Below are 20,279 nucleotides of genomic sequence, written 5' to 3' on the forward strand. Positions count from 1 at the left end.
ACGTCGAGTTTGATGGCCCGCCGATTCGTTGTGGTCGCCGTTCGCTGGCAGCTTCGAGGCACCGATGCAGGCAGCAGCCGAGTTGTGTACCTCGCGCGGCATTCCTGTGGAGGCGACGCCGTTCGATCTGACATACGGGGAACTCGACCTCAAGGTCCAGGTCGATGCGCAGGCGGGAGCGAAACCCGACGTCGTGCTGCAGGGGCTCAATCAGCTCATCCCGCTCGACAGCAACGATTTCGTCGTCGATCTCACCCCACTCGCAAACGGCGACGAACTGGTCAACGACGACACGATTCCAGTACTCGAAGCAGGCCGTATCAATGGCAAACAGCTGATCGTGCCGTGGGGCATCTCCATCCCGGCGGTCTTCGTCAACACCGACATCGCCGCTTCTGCTGGCGTCGATCTCGACAGTCTCGTGAGCTGGGACGCCATCGAGGATGCCAGTGCTGCGATTGCAGAGTCCGCCGACAATGTCTACGGCATCGCTTTCCCCCTACAGGAGGGCTGGGTACCGCTGCAGTACCTGCTTACGGCAGGAACCGAACTGATCGACGGCGACAACGCGCCAGTGTTCAACGATGACGCCGGCGATCTGGCGATCGAGCACATCAACCGTCTGTACAGTTCAGGCGGAGCATTCCCGGGCGACGAATCGGCATCTCGAGAGGCGTTCGCATCCGGCGAAGTTGGCCTGTTCATCGCATCGAGCTCTTTCATTCAGCAGTTCGCCGACACGTCGTTCGAGTGGACAACCGTCCCGTTCCCGCCAGTGGAAGAAGGCGGTGACGTCGTCACCGGAGCAGGAGGTGCCGGCCTCGCGATCTTCGCTGACCCGGACCGGCAAGCCGCTGCGTGGGAAGTCGTCAAGTGCGCTCTCGATGCGGAAATCCTGGCGACCTACGCAGTCGAGACCATCGGGTATCTTCCCGTGCGAAGCGACATCGAGTCTTCGCTCGAGCCAGGGCTCCTAGACAGCGCTCCCTACGCCGCCCCGTGGAGCCAGTTCGGTCTCGCTGGACCGTGGCTGAACTTCCCTGGAGACGACGGACCGCGTGCGCTCGCACGCTTCAACGAAGCCTGGGTCGAAGCCACCCAGCAGTCGTCGAATCCCACCGCCGTGATGGACGCTGCTGCCGCCGAGATCGCAGGGTTGCTGCCGTGACGGTACTCAGCGAACCTCGACTGTCAGTCGACCAAGGTGCGCGTGGCACCGATGTTCGGTTGCGTGTCAGCTCCGCCACCAAGCGATTCGGCCAGGTCACTGCGCTCGACAGCGTCGACCTCGAAGTTCGATCCGGCGAGATCGTCGCGCTGCTCGGCGCGAGCGGGTGCGGCAAGACCACGCTGTTGCGCGGGATCGCAGGTCTGACAGCTCTCGATCACGGAGATGTCGAGATCGCGGGGCGTGACGTCACCGGACTGCGACCCTCGGCGCGAGACGTCGCCATGGTCTTCCAAGACGGTGCGCTGTTCCCGCACCTCAGTGCAGCCGACAACATCGCCGTCGGGCTCCCCAAGGGTGCCGACCGGACAGCCGTTCAACCGGTGGCCGAGCTCCTCCAAATCGGAGATCTCCTCGACCGCCGCCCGAGCCAACTGTCTGGTGGGCAGCGCCAGCGCGTGGGCATTGCCCGAGCGCTTGTGCGACGACCGGCCTTGATGCTCATGGACGAACCATTCGCAGCCCTCGACGCTGATCTTCGTCTCGAACTGCGCCGCGAGATGCGCCGCCTCCATCGTCTCGGTGAACTCGCCGAGACAGTGTTCGTGACGCACGATCAGACCGAAGCACTCGGGATAGCCGATTGCATCGCAGTGATGCGTGACGGACGAATCGAGCAACAAGGAACGCCCACCGATCTGCTCGACTCGCCAGCCACGCTTCCGTTGGCACGCTTTCTGGGAGTTCCACGGATCGCAGTGCTCCCTACTCATCGCGGGATCACCGCTGCGGTGCGTCCCACGGACCTCATGGTGGGATCGGGAGCACTTGAGGCAACGGTTGAGACGGTCTCGTCTGAACCGTTCGCCGGAAACTGGCTGGTCACCTCGCGGCTCGCGCGAGGAGCCGAAATCGACTTCGTGACGCCACGTGACCACGTCCCAGTTGCAGGCGCCAAGGTTGTCGTGTCGTGCTCGCCTGACCGAGTCCACACGTTCCGCGACTCCGACGGTTCCAGACTCTCGCTCACTTCGTCCGAGAAGACAGCGTTCTGGAACGAGGTGACGTCATGACCACGCTTGGCATCCTCACCGATATCCACGTGTCGCAGCCCGGTACACCGCCGATTCGGTGGCACGACGACCTCAGCCTCGGCGAAGCTGGCGAGAGGTTCAGCACCGCTCTCAGCACTCTGGCGCAGCACGAACCTGATGCCATCGTCGTACTTGGCGACCTCGCCCACCTCGGCGACAACACTTCCCTCGACGAGTTCGTCGACCGAAGCGACGCGGTCGGTCTACCGGTCCTAGCGGTTCCCGGCAACCACGACATCCTCGAGTCGCCGAATGCGCTCGCTGCGGCGCTGCAGCGACGAGCGCCGCTCCACGTGGCGGAGGCGACGACGTGTGTGTCGATGATCGAGTCCACCACCGTTCTCGGCGTTGGAGTAGCAGATGCGGTCGGAGAACATCGTTACGAGTCCAGCGCTCATCCAAGCCGCTCGGGACCCGCAGTCGTGCTCTCGCACTTCCCGGCTATCAGTTTCTTCGACCTTGCTACCAGCGTCGGTCTCCGCTACGCCGGAGATCTTGTCGACCAGGGCGAACTCGAGAGCGTTCTCACTGCCGACCCGTCCGCCGTCGTCGTGCTGTCTGGTCATCTCCACCTCCGTGCCGCGAGATCGAGCGGCCAGATGCTGCAGCTCTGCTTCGGAGCCCTCGTGGAGCCACCGTTCGATCTTGCGCTCGCAACGATTGATCTCGACGGGCCCAACTCCCGAGTTGCGGTCGACTTTCTCGGCGACGAGCACGACGTTCCACCGGTCCAACTCCCGCCACGGGTCGAGTACATCCATGGCATCAACGGTTGGACGGAGATCGGGTGAGACTTGTCGTTGCTTTCGACTGGAACGGGACCTTGCTCGACGACTTGGAGCGCGCAGTCGCCGCCCTCGGCGTCGTCATGGAACGACGCGGCATGGAAGCCCTCGACGTAGGGGCCTTCCGCGAGGTGTTCCACCTCCCCATGAACTCGTTGCTCACCACGCTGGGCTTCAAGCCCGCCGACCTTGAGGCTGCCGACGATGAGTGGAACACCGAGCTGCAGTTGCGCCCAGCCAGCTTCGCACCGGGCGCCCTCGATGTCCTGCAACAGCTTCGATCGGCCGCAGTGTCGGTCGGCGTCATTACCGCTGCGAGCCGACACACCGTGGATTGCGACCTCGAACACATGGGAGTCGACTTCCCGTTCGACTTCGTTGTGGCTCCTTCGCCCAACAAAGCCGACTCACTGAGGAAGGTAGCGGCCACCGCCGATCATCTCATCTATGTCGGCGACACGGAATACGATATGCATGCCACACGCGAAGCTGGGGCCGTCCCGATTGGCTACGGCGCCGGATACCGGCCAGCCGACCACCTGATCAGGGCTGGAGCACACGTCGTAGTCGACGACTTCGCGGACCTTGCGGACGCGATTGCCATCCAGCACGCACCTGACCGTCGCAGACGCGACGGCCGCACCTCCGACGACTGAGGACAGATTCGGCGACCGGGCGCGGACAGCAAACCAACAGCCCAGTGATACCCCGTCAAGCTGCCAGAACCGGCGGGCTTCGTAGGAGACCAAGCACTCCTTGGAGACGACGATGGGGTTGGGGCGTCCCTGATGTCTGGACTATCCGTCTGAGGCTCGGGTCCGCTACACGTTCACGACTTGGCTGCAAGGTGATGCTGGAGCGGGTTCGGGGGCGACTGCCCGGCGAGTACCGTCGACCATGCCAGCCGCTTACGTCGCTAGTGGCGCGAGCTGCTCAAAGGAAGGGTCTTCATGTGCGATGCAGAGTCGGATCTGTTCGCAGCGCTGTCACAGCAGGTCGGCCCGATCTCCTCGGAAATGGTTACGTGGGTGTGGTGGTGCGAGTATGAGTCCCGCAGCGTGCCGCGGCCCGTCGGAGTTGATTTACCACGAGAAATAGCGGGTCTGATTGGCGGAACGGGGGGGATTCGAACCCCCGGACCCGTGAAGGTCGTCCGCTTTCAAGGCGGGTGCATTCGTCCGCTCTGCCACCGTTCCGTTCCCCACGCTATCCCCGCCGTCATCCGGCCGGTCGGAACGGGCACGCCGACGGATCCGAGCCGGTAGGCTCCCCGGCCGGGCCTCGGCCCGATTGGAGTGGTGCCAGAGCGGCCGAATGGGATGCCCTGCTAAGGCATTGACCCTCCGGGGTCCGTGGGTTCAAATCCCACCCACTCCGCCACGCGACGACCGGTACACCTCGGGTGTGCCGGTCGTCGTCGTTTTCACAGCACCGCGTCAGCGGTAGTAGCCGACGACGTCGATGGTGAACTGGCAGCTCGCATCGTCGCTCCCTCCGCAGAAGACACGGATCTGTCGATCCTGCTCGACCTTGACGGTGCTCGCGTTCGACAGCGGTCCCGGCGACTGCTCGCTCCAGTTGATCGACGCAGCCTTGACGGCGACCTCGTCGGCCGGGGCGACGAAGAGGAACCCCGTCCCGGTGGTCGTGAACACCGCGACGTTGTAGGAGATCGCGAACGCGCCGGGCGGCACGGCGTCGAACGCGGTGACCGTCCCCGCCTCGACGTCGAGCGCGTCTCGGGTCGGGATCAGCCGGTTCTCGCCGGCTGCGAGGGGGCCGTCTTCGGGCACGTTCGACGGGAAGCGAGCGTCGTACACGCGCACCGGATTGATCGGCACGAACGCTCCGGCCGTCGCCGGACCGGAAATCTGGCGGAACGACCCGGGCAGTCCGGCGGCGACGCAATGCCAGAGATTGCCTTCGTCGTCGGCGATGACCTCGCCGGTCTCGTGCGCCTCGAGTTGGGTGGTCGGGTTCGCCATGCTCGGCACCAGTAACACACTCGATCGAGCGTTCGGGCCGCCGCGAGCGATGATCGCGTGGCCAGCAGCGCTGAACGCGTAGAGACCGTTGTCGACCTCGTCGCCCTGCGCGAACGCCCCGACCACGGAGGGACGATCGGAGGTGGTGGCGCCATCGGACACCGTGAACACGTTCGAGTTCGAGTCCGCGCCACCGACGAGCGCCGTCGGTGACTCCGCGTCGTTCGCCTGGCCGACCGTGAGGGCGTCGCCGTCGGCTGCTGCGGCCGGGCGGGGGAGGAGCACACCGCCCGCGACCACCCCCGCAGCGACCGTGCCTGCCTGGCCGGCTCGTCGCAAGAAGCGTCGACGCGGTGAGTTGACGGGTGAGCCGAATCCGGTGTCGTCGGCGGTGTCGACGGCTGTGTCCACGGTCGGGGTGTCGTCGTTGGTGTGGATGTCGGTGATGTCGCTCATGGCAGTGGCATGCCCCGGTGGTGCCGTGCGATAACGGCGCCGATGAACGACGTTCGAGGCGGCCTGCGACATCGGCTCAAACCGTCGAACAAATGACATGCGTGTCGCTTGGATGACGCTCGTGTTGCGGTTTCATTACGAATCGACTAGACCTACGTCTTCGAACGGCGTCCGACTCAGTCGGGCCTCGTCGGGAGCGGTCCGGATCGGGCCGTGGCGGGAGCGACGCATCCGCAGAGGACGACAGGTGACGACATGAACGAACAGCACGACTTCTGGGGTGACACGCCGGATTGGTCCGACGCCGCGCGACGCCGGAACCAGCACGACAGCCGTCGAGCGGGCCGACGAGTTGCTCGGCGTGACGGCGATCTTCCAGGTGACAGCGGTGACTCGAGTTCGTCGACGCATCGTCCGCTCAACACCGCGAGCCTGAGCAACACGGTGAAGGGCCTGTGGTCGAGCGCGATGTCGGCCGGCGTCGACGCAACCCGCGAACACCGCGTGTTCGATGCAACCCAGCCGCGCCCCGACGAGCGGCACGCCACGACCGCACTCCCGCGTGTCGACGTCGCCGATGAGCAACTCGCGGGCTCCGGTCACGACGACGGGGCACAAGACGACTGGGCACACGACGACTGGGCACACGACGACTGGGGCCCCGCGAGTCGGGCCGAGGCCGAACCAGCCGTGGCGCTCGACGATCACTTCAAGCCGGTGGCCGCAAGGGCTCGCCGATCCGGCGCGATCGACCCTCTCCTCGCCAAGCTGGGTGCCACTGCCGTCGTGCTCACCTTGCTCGTGCCGCTCGTGGTCGGTTTCGGCTCCGATGACGGGAGCGGCGACCTGCTCGCCGGCGCCGAACTCGCTGCGCAGGAAGCGGCCGCCGAGTCGTCGGACCCGACACTCGACACCGGTCTCGACGTCCAACTCGACGCAGGGCTCGCGCCCGGCACGGCCGCAGCGCAACCGTCCGCCGAGCCGAGCGTGACGTACCTCGTCGCCGCCGACCTCCCTCCCGCCGTACCCGTCGACGCCGGTTCGTCCGACGACGACTCGGCGACGACGACGTCGGCCGACGACGGATCGTCGTCCGACGGCCCTGCCGCATCAGCCGAGATCGGGTCGGCCGCATCGACCCAACAGAGCCGCCAGTCCGCCGGCTCGTCCGGTGTCGACGAGATCGCGTCGAGTGCCGGTGCGGGCAGCGACGCCGAGCGCATCGGCCGTGTCTGCGCCATCGACTACACGGTCGTCGCCGGTGACTTCTGGATCCGCCTCGCCGATGCCTCCGGCGTCGAACTGGCCGAGTTGCTCGAAGCCAACGCCGCCACGGTGAACACACCGCTCTACCCGGGCCGCGACATCTGCCTGCCCGCCGGAGCGTTGACCCCGGCACCGCCCTCCGTGACGACGACAGCGACGACGCCAGCGACCACGCCAGCGACGACGCCAGCGACGACCCCGCCAGCAACGACGCCAGCGACGACCCCGCCAGCGACGACCCCGCCAGCAACGACCCCGCCGACGACGCAGTCGCCCGCCACCACCGTTGCCCCGACGCCGCCGCCGGGACCCGCCGACATCCAGCAGATCATCCGCGACGTCTGGCCCGACGACCTCGAAGATCGAGCGCTCGAGATCGCCTACCGCGAGAGCCGATTCGTACCGACGGCCAAGAACTTCTGCTGCTACGGCCTCTTCCAGATCTACTGGACCGTGCACCGCAGCTGGCTCGCCGATATCGGCGTCACCAACGATCAACAGCTCTACGACCCCGAGACCAACGCTCGCGCAGCGCTCGTCCTCTATGAGCGTGCTGGCGGCTGGGGGCCATGGGGCTTTTGAGCCTCGTTCGGTGGTGGCACCTGCCACGTCGGCCGCAGACACCGGTCGTGGTCGTTTTCGCCGAATCGGTCTAGACTCGCTCACGCCGATACGGCAGCTGCGCTCGTAGCTCAATGGATAGAGCACTTGACTACGGATCAAGCGGTTGGGAGTTCGACTCTCTCCGAGCGCGCTGACAGAGTCCCCCGCCACCTGCGGGGGACTTCGTCGTTTTCGGCCCAACACCGACGTCGTGGTCGGCCCAGCCGTGCGGCTGTATCCGACCGCGCAGAGATTTCTTTCAGAAATCCCTCAAGATCGCTCCGGTACGCGCCGATACTTTCGTATGAGGCTCGTCAGGCTCGCCGCGTTGTTCGGCAGCCTCGTGCTGCTCGCAGCGACGACGGTGTCGCTGGTCAACCGCCGTGCGGAGAACCGAACCGAGCAGCTCACCCGAGTCGAAACCGCCGCTGACATCGTCTCCGTCGACATCTCGTCCAACATCGAGTCGGCGCGTGTCGCGGTGGAGCTCGCAGGCCTGGGCGCCGTCGTCGACGGTGCTGATCGAGCAGGCCTGGCGCGAGATGTCGCCCGCCTCTTCGACGGAGCCGACGCCTGTGTCGGGGCTTCGAGCACCGACTGCAGCGGGACCGACCTCTTTCCGCTCGACCTGACCGGTGAGTTGTCGTCGGAGTCGGGAGCGTCCGACGGAGCAGTCGTCGCCGTCGACGCGGCGAGTGGCGCCGTGCTCTTCGTGTACCGCCCGGCCGTGTCGGGCGCGGCGGTCACCTCCGTGCTGCGCGTGCCGGTCGCCGCCCTCGCTCGTGCGTCCACGACCGAGTTGGCGACATCGCAGGGCGCCGCCGTCGTCATCGATGTCGCGTCCCGCGACACCGGTGACAGCCGCAACGACCCGACCGTGATCGACGGCGAACGCGTGGTGTTGGTGACGATCGGCGACCCGTTCGTCGACGGATCCGTCACGATCCGCACGTCGATCGATGCCGAGGTCGGACTCGCCGCCGGATCTCCCGGCCGGTACGGCACGCTCCTCGCGCTCGGCACCGTGCTGCTTGCGCTCGCCGGCTGGACGTTCCTCGCGGAACGCAAGTCGTTGGAGAAGCGGGCGACCACCGACGAACTCACCGGACTCGTGAACCGCCGCGAGTTCGAGCGAGTGGCCAGCGAAGGCCTCGACATGGCCGATCGGTTCGGCACCGGCCTGTGCGTGATGGTGATCGACCTCAATGGGTTCAAGCAGATCAACGACACGCTCGGCCACCAGTTCGGTGACCTCGTCCTGAAGGCGTCGTCCGAGCGTCTCGTCGCGGCGGTTCGCGACACCGACGTCGTTGGCCGATGGGGCGGTGACGAGTTCGTCATCATGCTGCCGGGTCTCGAAGATCGTACGGCGGTTCGCAACAGTGCCGAGCGCATCTCGCGGACGCTGAGCGAATCCCCGGTGGTCGGCGACACGATGATGACGGCGAGCATCGGGGCCGCCATCTTCCCGCGACACGGCACGACTCTCGACGCACTCATGCGAGCCGCCGATGTCGCGATGTACGGAGCGAAGACCACCGGAGTGGGGCATCGCATCGCCGACACGATCGCCGCGCAAGACGACCTGTTCGGCGACGACATGAGCACCGCCGCAGCCCCCGACGACGCGGTTCCGATCGTCGACACCGCCGACTATGCCGGCCCCGATCGGCGCCGTTCACCCGTGCCGCCGCCGCCACCACCATTGCCGCCCGTCGTGGTTCGCCCGTCGAGTCTGTCGACGGAGCAACGCGCCGGGTCCGAGTCGGCACTGCGACACGGCATCGGAACGGGGAGCGACAGCGCCGCGGGCCCGCCGGCCGACCGGTCCGCGCACCGCGACGACGTCGACAAGTCTGCGTAACCCGAGCCCCGGGGAGCGTCGTAGGCTGCGCGGGTGCAGCGCGATGTGATGACGCGAAAGCTGGAAGGCTTCGGAACGACGATCTTCGCGGAGATGTCGGCGTTGGCGGTCGAGACCGCTGCGATCAACCTCGGCCAGGGGTTTCCGGACACCGACGGCCCGGCGACCGTGCTCGATGCGGCGATCGCGGCGATCCGCGGCGGCGTCAACCAGTACCCGCCCGGACCCGGAGATCCGGATCTCCTCGCCGCGATCGCCGAGCATCAGCAGCGGTGGTACGGGATCGAACTCGACCCGCGCACCCAGATCGTCGTCACCGCCGGCGCGACCGAGGCGCTGGCCGGTGCGCTGCTCGGCATGCTCGACGCGGGCGACGGGGTCGTCGTGTTCGAGCCGATGTACGACAGCTACCAGGCCGGGATCGCGCTCGCTGGTGCCGTCGCCCAGCCGGTCCTGCTCAGCCCCCGCGACGACGGGCGCTACGGCTTCGACGCGGCGGCGTTGCGTGCGGCGATCACCGATCGCACGAAGCTGCTGCTGCTCAACACGCCGCACAACCCGACCGGCAAGGTCTTCGACCGGGCCGAACTCGAACTGATCGCATCGTTGGCGATCGAGCACGACCTGATCGTGGTCACCGACGAGGTGTACGAGCACCTCGTCTTCGACGGGGCCGCGCACGTTCCGATCGCCACCCTGCCGGGCATGTTCGAGCGCACGCTCACGATCTCGTCGGGCGGCAAGACCTTCCACACCACCGGCTGGAAGATCGGCTGGATGTCGGGACCCGCCGATCTCGTCGGTGCGGCCAAGACGGCCAAGCAGTTCCTCACCTACGTGAACGGTGCGCCCTTCCAACCGGCGATCGCGGCGGGGCTGCGCATGCCCGACGACCACTTCGAGCGCCTGCGACTCACGTTGCAGACGGCCCGCGACCATCTCGTCGACGGCCTCGACCGAGCGGGCTTCACCACGTTGCGGCCCGAGGCGACGTACTTCGTCACCGTCGACATCCGTCCGATCGCCGGCGACGAGCGCGGCACCGACTTCTGTCGACGTCTCCCGCACGTCGCCGGCGTGGTCGCCGTGCCATGCGAGGTGTTCTACGCGAACCCCGACCACGGACGCCACCTCGTTCGGTTCGCGTGCTGCAAGCAACTCGACCTGATCGACCGTGCAGCCTCGCAGCTCGCCGGAGCGTTCGGAGCAACGACATGACGGCGCTGCGTGTCGCCGCGATCCAGCACGACATCGTCTGGCACGATCGTGCGGCGAACTTCGAGCGGCTCGCACCGAAGATCGCAGCGGCTGCCGCCGGTGGCGCTCGGTTGGTTCTGCTCACCGAGACGTTCTCGACGGGCTTTTCGTTCGACACCCCGGGCATCGGCGAACCCGAGGGCGGCCCGTCGTCGCAATTCCTGGTCGAGCAGGCCCGACGCCACGGCGTGTGGGTCGGCGGATCGTGCCCCGAGATCGCGGCCGCAGCCAGCGCCGACGATCCGCGGCCGTCGAACTCGTTCGTGCTCGCCGCCCCCGACGGCAGCACGTCTCGGTACCGGAAGATCCATCCGTTCTCACACGCCGAGGAGGAGAAGTACGTGCGGGCGGGCGACGAGTTCGTGACCGTCGACGTCGAGGGCGTCCGGGTCAGCCTGTTCGTCTGCTATGACCTCCGCTTCGCCGACGAGTTCTGGGCGCTCGCTCACGACACCGACCTCTACGTCGTGGTGGCCAACTGGCCGGCGAAGCGGCGGCTCCACTGGTCGACGCTGTTGCGGGCGCGAGCGATCGAGAACCAGGCGTACGTGGTGGGGGTCAACCGGGTGGGCACGGGTGGATCACTCGACTACGCGGGCGACAGCGCGATCATCGATCCGCTCGGTGAGATCCTCGCCACGGGTGCGGGCGTCGAGACCACGCTCGTGGCCGACGTCGAGCCGGCGCACGTTTCGTCGACGCGCTCCCACTTCCGCTTCCTGCAAGACCGTCGCTGATTCGACCGGCCGCGTCAGCGGGATCAGCGAGCCGGAATCGGCACGCCGGGATCAGTCCGCGACGGGCGAGATCGCCCGTTCCATGAGGCTGACCTCGATGCCTTTCGACATCTGGCGGCCGACCTCGACGAACCCGTGACGAGCGTGGAAGCGCAGCGACTGCTCGTTGGGCGGGTCGACGTTGACCTCGAGCGTCAGTCGACGCATACCGGCGTGGTCGCGCTGCAGCCGATCGAACACGTCTGCGTAGAGCGCGCGTCCGAGGCCCAGCCCCTGGCGGCGATGATCGAACGCCACCCGATCGAGATACATCGCGTCGTCGTAGCGCTCCATGAACCAGCGGTAGTTGACCGAGTCGTAGCCGGCGCCGGGTGCGAACACGATGCAGAACCCGATCACCGCCTCGCTCGTTCCGGTGTCGCCGCCCGTGCCGGTGTGTGTCTCGGTGTCGACGACAGCCAACGACAGCGCGGCCTCGTCGACGAGGCGAGCGAGGTGCGCCGAGTCGGCCGGGCCGACCGCGGGGACGTTCGCAGCGTTGATGGCGACGATCGCGTCGAGGTCGGCATCGACGACCGGACGGATCAGCGGAGGGCGGGCGGGGAGGGTCACAGCTCGGAACGTAGACGACATCGCGCTGGCCGGTTGATTCCGGCCCTCTCCACGGCCGACCCCCGACCCCCGCCGCCCCGCCCGGCGCGCGGCACGATCGGACAGGAGGCTCGCAGCGTCGTAGCCTGGCGTCATGTTCTTCCGCAAGCAGGCAGAGATGGTGGCCGAAGCCGACGCGCTCCCCGGCCGCACCGACCAGACGATGCCCGTCCCCGAGGCCCACTTCGTCAACGGCAATCCGCTCGTGGGTCCGTGGCCCGACGGCTTCGAGGTCGCCGTGTTCGCGATGGGCTGCTTCTGGGGTGCCGAACGCAAGTTCTGGGAGGCCGATGGCGTGTACTCGACCTTCGTCGGGTACGCGGGTGGGTTCACGCCGAACCCCGCCTACGAAGAGGTGTGCTCCGGGCGAACCGGTCACACCGAGGTCGTCGGGGTCGTGTTCGATCCGACCCAGATCAGTTTCGAGCGGGTGTTGCAGATCTTCTGGGAGGAGCACGACCCGACCCAGGGGATGCGGCAGGGCAACGACATCGGCAGTCAGTACCGCAGCGCGGTGTACACCACGACCCCTGAGCAGGCAGTGGCCGTCGAGGCCTCGAAGACCGTGTTCCAGACGCGTCTCACCGAGGCTGGCTACGGCGACATCACCACCGAGATCGGAACCATCGATCTCGACGACCAGTTCTTCTACGCCGAGCCGTATCACCAGCAGTACCTCGCCAAGAACCCCAACGGGTACTGCGGCATCGGCGGAACCGGTGTGAGCTGCCCGATCGGCCTCGGCGCCTGACCGGCATCCGGCTCGCGGAGTGTGAAAGCCGCGTTTCGTCGGCGTTTTCGCACCTTGCACGTTCGTGAATTTGCGTCACGCTTCTAGACTGTTTCTTGATTCCCGGCCGATTGGTCGGGCACAGCAACATCCCTGACACCGGTCAGAACGAAAGCGAGACACTCATGGGAATCCTGGACAAGTTCAAGAAGACCGCTGGCGAGGCCAAGGACAAGGTCGACGATCTCGTCGAGAAGAACTCCGACAAGATCCCCGACAAGGTGGAAAAGGTCTACGACAAGGTCAGCGACGCTGCTGAGAAGGTCATCCCTGGATCTGACGCCGCCGAGGCTGCCGAAGGTGATGAGAAGCCGGCCGACGCCAGCTGACCTCGCTGACGGCGACGCGATCGTGGCATCACCGGCTCACCAGCCGGTCGCACGAATCTGATCGCCGTCGGCATCGAGTCGGCGCCCCGCCCAGCGCAACGCGCCCGGTGTCGCCGACAAACGAGCAATCACGCTCTGCATCGGGGTGTCGTCGAGGATCTCGACGGCACCCCGTTGCGCGTAGTGAGGGTCGGTTGCGATGTCGGCCATGTCGAGTACGGGGCCGACGGCCGCTTGGGCTGCGGTGAGCGTGTCGAGGGCGTCGACCTGGGTCCGATCGGCACACCATTGCGCCATCAGGCGTTCGAGCTCGTCGCGGTTCCCAGCTCGTCCCTCGAAGCTGGCGAAGCGCTCGTCATCGGCGACGCCCAGCACCTGCATCACTCTCGCAGCGACGGTGTCGCTGCTGGTCGAGAGTGCGATCCATCCGCCGTCGCGACAGCGGTAGGTGCCCCGCGGGACCGTGTACGGGAGCCCCGATCCGAGTCGCGGTTGCTGCTCGCCGGTCACGCCGAACAGCGAGGCGAGCGGGCCCATGATGTGGAACATCGTCTCGAGCAAGTTGGCGTCGACGACCTGGCCGACGCCGGAGTGCACGGCCACGAGGGTTGCGAATGCCGCCGCGAGACCGGTGACTTCGTCGGTGAGGGCGATCGGTGGCAACAGCGGGGAGCCGTCGGCGTCACCGTTGAGCGCTGCGAAACCCGACATCGCCTCGGCGATCGTGGCGAACCCGGGCCTGGTGGCGTACGGCCCGGTCTGCCCGAATCCCGAGATCCTGGTGATGACGAGGTCAGGGTTGCGCTCGTGCAGCACATCGGGGCCGAGGCCGAGTCGTTCGAGGATCCCGGGCCGGGAGTTGTCGACGAGCACGTGTGCCTCTGCGGCGAGCGACAGCAGCGTGTCGCGGTCGTCGTCGTTCTTCGCGTCGAGGACCACCGTGCGTTTGTTGCGGTTGACCAGCTTCCACCACAACCCTTCACCGTCGCGCGGGTCGCGCCACGCCATGTTGCGCAAGCTGTCGCCGTCGGGCCGTTCGACCTTGATCACATCGGCACCGAAGTCCGCGAGGTAGCGCGCGCAGTTCGGACCGGCGAGCACGGTCGACATGTCGATGACCCGAAGATCGGCAAGCGGTCCGAGCGTCGTCGACATGTTCGTGATGATGCCAGATCTGTCCGCCGACCCCACCGTGCAGCGATCTGGACGGCGCCGCACGGTCTCGATGGGCTCCCGAGGGTCCCCGTCAAGATCTCTTGACTTTGCCTGCTCCTGACACGCGCTGACAGTGATGCTCCTACCGTTCTGTGCGTTCATTCAAGAATGACATGGGAACTGTCGAAAGTAGTAGCGATGCGGGCACACACACCACTGACCAGGGCAAATGCGCCGACGGTCCACGACCGAGACGGCCGCGGCGACCAGGACGACCGCGGCGACCAGGCGACGCCACGCGACCGCGGCAACACGATCATGGAAGTGATCATCGCGATCGTCCTGATGGGGTTCGCCGTGTCGGTGATCGTCGCGGGCATCCGCATGACCATCATCGTGTCGTCCACCAGCGACAGTCAGGCGAAAGTCGAAGCCGTGCTCACGAGCGCCGCCGACCGCTTGGCCAACTGGGCGTACCGCCCTTGTCCGGGCGAGAACGCCAGCGACTACGTCCCGATCGTTCAAGCCGCAGCCTCGGCGGTCGGCTGGGACGGCTCGACCATCGAGATCGACGACATCGCCTACTGGAACCCCGAGCAGAGCAACCCATCCGGCGACTCGGTGCCCGCCGACGGTGGATGGGTCGACTCCAACACGCTCGCCGGCGACGAGTGCAACGAGGACATCAACCTCACCACGTCGCGCACCTTGCAGCGCATCACCATCCGCGCCACGTCACCCGACGGTGACCTGAGCCGCACGATCGAAGTGGTCAAGAGCAACATCGTTGCCGACCCGACCGAAGGAGGCACCCCATGATGTCGCTCCGCCGAACACTGCAGCGTCGTCGTCAACTGCGCCGCGAGCTCGGGCAGCGCCCTCGCCGCGGCGATGGCGGGTTCACCCTGCCGGAAGTGCTGATCGCGATCGTCCTCACCGGCGTGCTGACCGCGGTGATCGCCTCGGCGATCTCGGTCATGTTGCGCGTGACACCGCGAGCCGAGGCGCGCCTCGCCGAGTCGAAGGACGTCACGTTCCTCCAGACGTGGATTCCGATCGACCTCGCGACCGCGATCAACAGCTACGACGACCCGAGCGACATCGTGGTGCGCGCCGACCTGGCCGCCAACGACCCGTTCGTGAACTACAACGCGACACCTGCGCTGCCCGGTACCAACGTGCTCACGCTCGTCGTTCCCAACGCGCAGACCGGCGAGCTCGAGATCATCGCCTACCGCTACGTCAATCGTGACGGCAACTGGCAGTTGATCCGCATGCGCATCACCAACCCGGGCACGCCCGACGAGGAGCGCAGCCAGGTCGGCGTCGCCCACGAGATTCCCGACCCACCGGAAGGCTGGGTCCCGGGTCAACCCGTCGACTTCGCCTTCGAGGTGACCTCGCGCAACCAGGTCGTGCTGCGACCGATCGGCGAAGACGTGACCGTCAAGTTCACGAGCGGCAACACGTTCCAGACCGGTGGCGCCGGCTTGTCGGCCGAACAGGACCTCACGCCGAACGATCCCGTCACGCTGCCCGACCCGACCGCTCCGCCGTCGCGCTGCGGCGGCCGCATCGCCCTCGTGCTCGACACGTCGTTCTCGGTCCCCGGCTACAACGGTGGCGCAGCACTGGAGTCGGCGGCGACCGGCTTCATCGACGCCTTCACCGGCACGCCGACCGAGCTCACCGTCATGGGCTTCGACGCCATCGCCTACCAGCTCTACCCGAACCTGAACAGCACGCCCGGGTCCTACATCTCGCTCCTCGACGCGACGCTCGATGCCAACAGCAACGGCACGCCGGAGATCCAGGAAGCCAAGAACAACATCACGGCGCTCCCGAACGTCGACACGCCCTACCCGCCGACCAACGGTGGCAACCCGTTCCAGATGGGCGGTTCGCACTACTACGGCAGCCGCACCGCGGCGATCGGCTGGACGCAGCTGCGTACCAGCGAGAACGGTCAGCCGGCGAACACCGGCGGCACCAACTGGGAAGATGCCCTCCACGCGCCGTTCTTCACGCAGGACGGGGCGCTGCGACCCTCGACGCCGGAGCTGGTCGTGTTCATCACCGACGGAGAACCCAACGCTCAGCGCAGCACCTTCCTTCCGGTTCCCTCGCCCGGCGACAACGTGCAGGCTGCTGCGATCGCTGCGAACGCGGGCCGGTCGACCGGAGCCCGCATCGTCGGCGTACTCGTCGGCCCGGGCGGTGCTGCGTTGGAAACGAACCTGGCAACGGTCGTCGGCTCGAACGCGTGGAACGGCACCGGGCCGGACGACCTCGGAAACGCCATCGCGGCCGACTATTTCACGGGGAGCTTCGCGCAACTCGGGGAGGTGCTCCGCTCGATCATGGCCGCCCAGTGCGGTGGCACGGTGACCGTCCGCAAGGGCATCGAGTCGGGGACCCCGACCGGTCTGTGGACGTACTCGACCGAGACCGGTGACCAGGTGCTCGACACGTCGACCGCTGACTCGATCACGTTCGACTTCTCCTTCGAGCCCGGCGTGATCGAACGCACCATCACGATTCGCGAAGAAGCCAAGGACGGATTCAGTTTCGTCGAAGGCCGCTGCTCGGTGAGCGGCGTGCCGATCGACCCGTCCAGTCCGAAGGTCGTGCAGCAGCCCGATGGGATCCCCGGCGTGGCCGTGGTACTCGGGCCCGACGAAGCGATTTCCTGCCAGATGATCTCGAGAGCCGAGTGAGAACGGATACCCCCATGACGTATTTCTCCCACCGCCGTCACCGGACGGCAAGCGTGAACGACCGCGGCAGCATCTTGCCGATGACGATGGTGTTCCTCACCTTCGGTGGTCTCGTCGTCGTGGCGCTGCTCACGTTCGCCTCGACGTTGTTCCAGAATCGGCCACCGCTCGAGGAGCGCAGCGACTCGCTCGAGTCGGTTCGCTCCGCGATGCGCATGGCGATCACCATGCAGCGTGACCACGGCGCCGACGGTTGCTACGAGTCGTCACGCGGCGGCTTCACGGTCAACGGCCGCGACGTCGTCGTGAACTGCACGGTGCTCAACACCCAGAACGAGACCGGTGGGCGTTTTGGGATCATCTCCACCTCCAACATCGGCAATTCGGCTCGCGGTGACGCGGCGATCGCCGTGAGCGGCGCGACGAAGGCCGTTCGTGGCGACGTGTTCGTCTCGGGCGGATCGCTCGCAGCGAACACGGCTGGCGTCGAACTGCTCGACGGCAACGTGCAGGTGTCCGACGCGACCACCGATCAGTCGTCAGCGTTCCGCTACATGACCCTCGACCCGGCGGTCGACCTCGACGTGTCGGCGACACCGACCTGTTCGGCGCTGTTCGGCGGCGACGTCCAATCGCAGTACTTCGCAGCGGGAGCGGAGAGCAACACCGCGCCGATCAACCTGGTCCGGGCCGGCTTGCCGGCGAATCGCGCCAACGCGTCGGGTGTCGGTGCGAACCGCATCGTCGGCGTCATCGTCTACGACGACTCCGGCGCCGTGATGTTGAATCGTTCGCCGAACGCCAGCGGCATGTACCAGCTCGAGCCATCGACGGCATCGGCGCAGCTCGGCGACATCGACGTCTGCTACCAGAGCGTTCCCGACACCGATCCGACGTTCATCCCCCAGGATCGCACCTGGTGCAACTCGCCGCTCATCGACCCGGAGCAGTTCACCCAGGCGGCGGCTGCCGACGGCGCGAGCTGCGCCTCCGCGTCGTGGTGGGAGGTCGCCGGTTGGCGCCCCGCCGTCGGTGCGCCGTACCAGTATCCGATGCTTCCGCAGATCCCGACCTACCCTCGCTCGGCGACACCTGTTCGGGTCGGATCGACCGACTGTGAAGTGTTCTACCCGGGTCGCTACACCGGGCAACTCGAACTCGACAGCGGCGGCCGGTACTACTTCGCCTCCGGCGTGTACCTGTTCACCGAAGAAGTCGAGATCTCCAACGGTTCGCGTGTCGTCGGCGGTCAAGGCGTGGCGTCAGGCTGTTCCTTCGACGCCGACGCGGCGTTCCTCGACGGCAGCCCCCGCTACCACGACATCACCGGTCGCGGCGCGACCTTCCTGCTGGCTGGCAACGGCCGCATCGAGGTCGACGACGCGTCGTTGCGGATCAACCAGCGTGTTGCGACGAGCGCGACTCGGGCCAGTGCTGGGATCAACATCATGTCGGTGAACCTGGCGACTCCCGATCCGGCGACGGGGCACGTTGCCGACGTCGAGATCCCGGTCAACGATCGAGTGCTACTGCCCGGCTGCCTCGGCTCGGAAGTCGCGGACAATCCAGCGTGCGCCGAAGACGTTGCCACCTACAGCGTCACGCCGATCGCCAACGGCGCGGCGCTCACGTATTCGACGTCGACGCTCGGTCACAACGACCTGATCATCGAAGCTCGCCTCGACGGCAACCAGGCGTCGCGCAACGCGTTCGAGGTGGGCGGCGCGATCTTCACGCCGAACGCCAGCGTGCTCGTCGAACGAACCGTGGCGGACACGGACTATCGCGTCCGCATCGCTGGCGGTGTGACCGCAGCGACGATCCAACTCAACGCGCCGGTGAGCGCTCCCGAGAACTTCGCGGTCGGTGAAGAGGCCGAGACCATCTACACCCGCGTGCGTCTCGACGCCATCACGAACCACGCCGGCAGCGAGTTCCGCTCCAGTGTGGAACTGGAAGTCGACAACGTCGACCGCTACGCCATCAACAGCTGGCTGGTCGGTACCGAGCCCGGCAACCAAGGCCAAGCGAGCTCGACGCTGCCGCCGCTCACGACGACCGCGCCGACAACCGCGGCAACGACGACCCTCGCGCCGCCGACGACGAGTGGGACGACGACGACCACGTCGTCGGTCCCCGACACCACGACCACGAGCACGACGACCACGACGACCACCACCACGACGACGACCACCACGACGACGACCACCACGCTGCCGCCCGAGCCGGGTGACGAGGGGAATCCGTTCACCGCGCTCGGCGAGGTGCCCTCCTCGGCGGACGGTCGCTACTGGTTCGATTTCGGTGACGGGCCGTTCGAGGCGTCGGTCGACGCCGACGAAGGTGGAGCCTGGGTGCTGGTCGCGCAGTATCAGCACGCGGGCGGTACCAACCCTGACCTCGACGTGCGGACTCCGGGCGAAGCGTGGCCGCTCGAGGTGGCTCCCGCGGTGGGACCGAACGGCTCGGGAACCCCGGGCTGGGGCCACACCGGCCAGGCTGCTGCGGCAGCGATTCCAGATGCGGCCGGGAACCTCGAGCTCCGCTGGTTCGCCGAGACGTCGGGCCACGGCCGGACGATTCACTTCCGATCTCCCGTGCTCGGCGAGTTCCAGTCGAACTCACCCGCCGGATTCTTTCAGAGCGGCATCTCGACGAACTTCACCCCGTTGACCGGTCACGACTCCACGGTCCCGGCGTCAGCGAACTGGGGGTTCTCCGACCGAGGTGACTTCGCGTTGACGAACTTCCCGTACTACCGCGGTGGCAACAACCATTGGGGCATCCGTGGCAATGGGTATCGCTGGGAAGTCGACGACTATCCGAACAACAACAGCCGGAGCACGTTCCATCAGGTGTGGGTGCGCAATCAGACCGCCGCCGCTCCGCCTCCCGGCAGTTGGGACCCGTGCGCCGCGGGCAACAACTCGTGGTCGACGCAGTTCGGCCCGGGGGATTGGGAGGCGTGGCACTTCGCGAACCGCGATCTTTCCGGAAGCCCGGCGACGATCGTGTCTGACCCCGACATCGACGAGAACTGGAGCAACGGGTCCAACCCGCTGGCCAGCAATCGCTCGGACGACTTCAGCGTGCGCTGGTATCAGCGCATCTACGTGGCCAACGACTGCACGATCCAGATTCGCCACGGTGGCGACGACGGCTACGCGCTCCAGGTCGACGGCACCTTCGTGATCAACCGCTGGTTCGACCAGGCCTTCGCCCAGACGACCACGACCCTCACCCTCACCAGGGGCTACCACGACGTCTACGCGTACTTCTACGAGCGTGGCGGGTTCGCCCGAACGCTCCTGGAGTGGCGCCTCCTCTGACGCCCATCGTGAAGGTCATCGTGCCAGGCACGATGACCTTCACGATGAGCCGCGAGATGGCCCGCACGATGTCGGTGTACGGCACGTCTTTGC

General features: G+C 66.8%; 16 protein-coding genes and 3 tRNA genes. 15 read left to right on the forward strand and 4 right to left on the reverse strand.

Translation table 11 applies throughout. The features are described from left to right. The first annotated feature begins 64 nt into the window (after positions 1 to 64). From ACE37B_RS12710 to ACE37B_RS12725, 4 genes are read left to right on the forward strand one after another with little or no spacing between them, the layout of a single operon-like run. A complete protein-coding gene (locus tag ACE37B_RS12710; RefSeq protein ID WP_409923700.1) occupies positions 65 to 1,168 on the forward strand; it encodes an ABC transporter substrate-binding protein in 1,104 nt (367 codons plus the stop codon). Beyond that, complete coding sequence (locus tag ACE37B_RS12715) at positions 1,165 to 2,241, forward strand: ABC transporter ATP-binding protein (protein WP_409923701.1); 1,077 nt, start codon at positions 1,165 to 1,167, stop codon at positions 2,239 to 2,241. The genes ACE37B_RS12710 and ACE37B_RS12715 overlap by 4 nt, the downstream gene beginning before the upstream one ends. Next, on the forward strand, positions 2,238 to 3,053 hold the full coding sequence (locus tag ACE37B_RS12720) for a metallophosphoesterase family protein (RefSeq protein WP_409923702.1): 816 nt from the start codon (positions 2,238 to 2,240) through the stop codon (positions 3,051 to 3,053). Before ACE37B_RS12715 ends, ACE37B_RS12720 begins: the two co-directional genes overlap by 4 nt. Then, on the forward strand, positions 3,050 to 3,703 hold the full coding sequence (locus tag ACE37B_RS12725; RefSeq protein WP_409923703.1) for an HAD family hydrolase: 654 nt from the start codon (positions 3,050 to 3,052) through the stop codon (positions 3,701 to 3,703). Before ACE37B_RS12720 ends, ACE37B_RS12725 begins: the two co-directional genes overlap by 4 nt. A 452-nt stretch (positions 3,704 to 4,155) precedes the next feature. On the opposite strand, the gene ACE37B_RS12730 is transcribed toward ACE37B_RS12725, so the two are convergent. Next, positions 4,156 to 4,243, reverse strand: a tRNA-Ser gene (locus tag ACE37B_RS12730). Between the two features lie 96 nt (positions 4,244 to 4,339). Between ACE37B_RS12730 and ACE37B_RS12735 the strand changes: the two genes are divergently transcribed. Beyond that, positions 4,340 to 4,427: transfer RNA gene (locus ACE37B_RS12735), tRNA-Ser, on the forward strand. A gap of 56 nt (positions 4,428 to 4,483) precedes the next feature. Here ACE37B_RS12735 and ACE37B_RS12740 read toward each other — a convergent pair. Further along, positions 4,484 to 5,488, reverse strand: coding sequence for a hypothetical protein (locus ACE37B_RS12740; RefSeq protein WP_409923704.1), 1,005 nt, complete (start codon positions 5,486 to 5,488; stop codon positions 4,484 to 4,486). Between the two features lie 255 nt (positions 5,489 to 5,743). On the opposite strand from ACE37B_RS12740, the gene ACE37B_RS12745 reads away from it, so the two are divergent. From ACE37B_RS12745 to ACE37B_RS12765, 5 genes are all read left to right on the forward strand, one after another. After that, positions 5,744 to 7,336, forward strand: coding sequence for a LysM peptidoglycan-binding domain-containing protein (locus ACE37B_RS12745; protein WP_409923705.1), 1,593 nt, complete (start codon positions 5,744 to 5,746; stop codon positions 7,334 to 7,336). A 99-nt stretch (positions 7,337 to 7,435) separates the two neighbouring features. Further along, positions 7,436 to 7,508, forward strand: a tRNA-Arg gene (locus ACE37B_RS12750). 153 nt (positions 7,509 to 7,661) lie between these two features. Continuing rightward, on the forward strand, positions 7,662 to 9,221 hold the full coding sequence (locus tag ACE37B_RS12755) for a diguanylate cyclase (protein ID WP_409923706.1): 1,560 nt from the start codon (positions 7,662 to 7,664) through the stop codon (positions 9,219 to 9,221). Positions 9,222 to 9,254: 33 nt separating this feature from the next. Further along, the gene (locus ACE37B_RS12760) at positions 9,255 to 10,439 is read left to right on the forward strand and encodes a pyridoxal phosphate-dependent aminotransferase (protein WP_409923707.1); all 1,185 of its coding nucleotides are present in this window, start codon (positions 9,255 to 9,257) and stop codon (positions 10,437 to 10,439) included. Further along, complete coding sequence (locus ACE37B_RS12765; protein ID WP_409923708.1) at positions 10,436 to 11,215, forward strand: nitrilase-related carbon-nitrogen hydrolase; 780 nt, start codon at positions 10,436 to 10,438, stop codon at positions 11,213 to 11,215. Before ACE37B_RS12760 ends, ACE37B_RS12765 begins: the two co-directional genes overlap by 4 nt. Before the next feature lie 51 nt (positions 11,216 to 11,266). Here ACE37B_RS12765 and ACE37B_RS12770 read toward each other — a convergent pair whose 3' ends face one another. Continuing rightward, entirely contained in the window at positions 11,267 to 11,827 is a 561-nt protein-coding gene (locus ACE37B_RS12770) for a GNAT family N-acetyltransferase (protein ID WP_409923709.1), read from the reverse strand. Positions 11,828 to 11,960: 133 nt separating this feature from the next. On the opposite strand from ACE37B_RS12770, the gene msrA reads away from it, so the two are divergent. Beyond that, positions 11,961 to 12,617, forward strand: a complete 657-nt coding sequence (msrA, locus tag ACE37B_RS12775) for a peptide-methionine (S)-S-oxide reductase MsrA (protein ID WP_409923710.1) — start codon at positions 11,961 to 11,963, stop codon at positions 12,615 to 12,617. 164 nt (positions 12,618 to 12,781) lie between these two features. After that, on the forward strand, positions 12,782 to 12,985 hold the full coding sequence (locus ACE37B_RS12780; RefSeq protein ID WP_409923711.1) for an antitoxin: 204 nt from the start codon (positions 12,782 to 12,784) through the stop codon (positions 12,983 to 12,985). Positions 12,986 to 13,021: 36 nt separating this feature from the next. Here the strand turns inward: ACE37B_RS12780 and ACE37B_RS12785 are convergent, their stop codons facing one another. Continuing rightward, the gene (locus ACE37B_RS12785) at positions 13,022 to 14,140 is read right to left on the reverse strand and encodes a CaiB/BaiF CoA transferase family protein (protein WP_409923712.1); all 1,119 of its coding nucleotides are present in this window, start codon (positions 14,138 to 14,140) and stop codon (positions 13,022 to 13,024) included. A 198-nt stretch (positions 14,141 to 14,338) separates the two neighbouring features. On the opposite strand from ACE37B_RS12785, the gene ACE37B_RS12790 reads away from it, so the two are divergent. From ACE37B_RS12790 to ACE37B_RS12800, 3 genes are all read left to right on the forward strand, one after another. Further along, positions 14,339 to 14,959 carry a type II secretion system protein J gene (locus tag ACE37B_RS12790; RefSeq protein ID WP_409923713.1) on the forward strand — a complete coding sequence of 207 codons (621 nt, stop codon included), beginning with the start codon at positions 14,339 to 14,341 and terminating at the stop codon, positions 14,957 to 14,959. Beyond that, positions 14,956 to 16,857: a type II secretion system protein J gene (locus ACE37B_RS12795; RefSeq protein ID WP_409923714.1), complete on the forward strand. Its 1,902-nt coding sequence runs from the start codon at positions 14,956 to 14,958 to the stop codon at positions 16,855 to 16,857. Before ACE37B_RS12790 ends, ACE37B_RS12795 begins: the two co-directional genes overlap by 4 nt. 80 nt (positions 16,858 to 16,937) lie before the next feature. Continuing rightward, on the forward strand, positions 16,938 to 20,186 hold the full coding sequence (locus tag ACE37B_RS12800; RefSeq protein WP_409923715.1) for a PA14 domain-containing protein: 3,249 nt from the start codon (positions 16,938 to 16,940) through the stop codon (positions 20,184 to 20,186). Positions 20,187 to 20,279: the final 93 nt, after the last annotated feature.

Origin of the sequence: Ilumatobacter sp. (genome assembly GCF_046290335.1) — a bacterium.
Lineage (GTDB): Bacteria > Actinomycetota > Acidimicrobiia > Acidimicrobiales > Ilumatobacteraceae > Ilumatobacter_A.

Coding starts and splice junctions, on each gene's coding strand:
- ACE37B_RS12710 (WP_409923700.1), top strand. CDS start 65: ATGCAGGCAGCAGCCGAGTTGTGTACCTCGCGCGGCATTCCTGTGGAG.
- ACE37B_RS12720 (WP_409923702.1), top strand. CDS start 2,238: ATGACCACGCTTGGCATCCTCACCGATATCCACGTGTCGCAGCCCGGT.
- ACE37B_RS12740 (WP_409923704.1), bottom strand. CDS start 5,488: ATGAGCGACATCACCGACATCCACACCAACGACGACACCCCGACCGTG.
- ACE37B_RS12745 (WP_409923705.1), top strand. CDS start 5,744: ATGAACGAACAGCACGACTTCTGGGGTGACACGCCGGATTGGTCCGAC.
- ACE37B_RS12755 (WP_409923706.1), top strand. CDS start 7,662: ATGAGGCTCGTCAGGCTCGCCGCGTTGTTCGGCAGCCTCGTGCTGCTC.
- ACE37B_RS12765 (WP_409923708.1), top strand. CDS start 10,436: ATGACGGCGCTGCGTGTCGCCGCGATCCAGCACGACATCGTCTGGCAC.
- msrA (WP_409923710.1), top strand. CDS start 11,961: ATGTTCTTCCGCAAGCAGGCAGAGATGGTGGCCGAAGCCGACGCGCTC.
- ACE37B_RS12780 (WP_409923711.1), top strand. CDS start 12,782: ATGGGAATCCTGGACAAGTTCAAGAAGACCGCTGGCGAGGCCAAGGAC.
- ACE37B_RS12785 (WP_409923712.1), bottom strand. CDS start 14,140: ATGTCGACGACGCTCGGACCGCTTGCCGATCTTCGGGTCATCGACATG.
- ACE37B_RS12790 (WP_409923713.1), top strand. CDS start 14,339: ATGCGGGCACACACACCACTGACCAGGGCAAATGCGCCGACGGTCCAC.
- ACE37B_RS12795 (WP_409923714.1), top strand. CDS start 14,956: ATGATGTCGCTCCGCCGAACACTGCAGCGTCGTCGTCAACTGCGCCGC.
- ACE37B_RS12800 (WP_409923715.1), top strand. CDS start 16,938: ATGACGATGGTGTTCCTCACCTTCGGTGGTCTCGTCGTCGTGGCGCTG.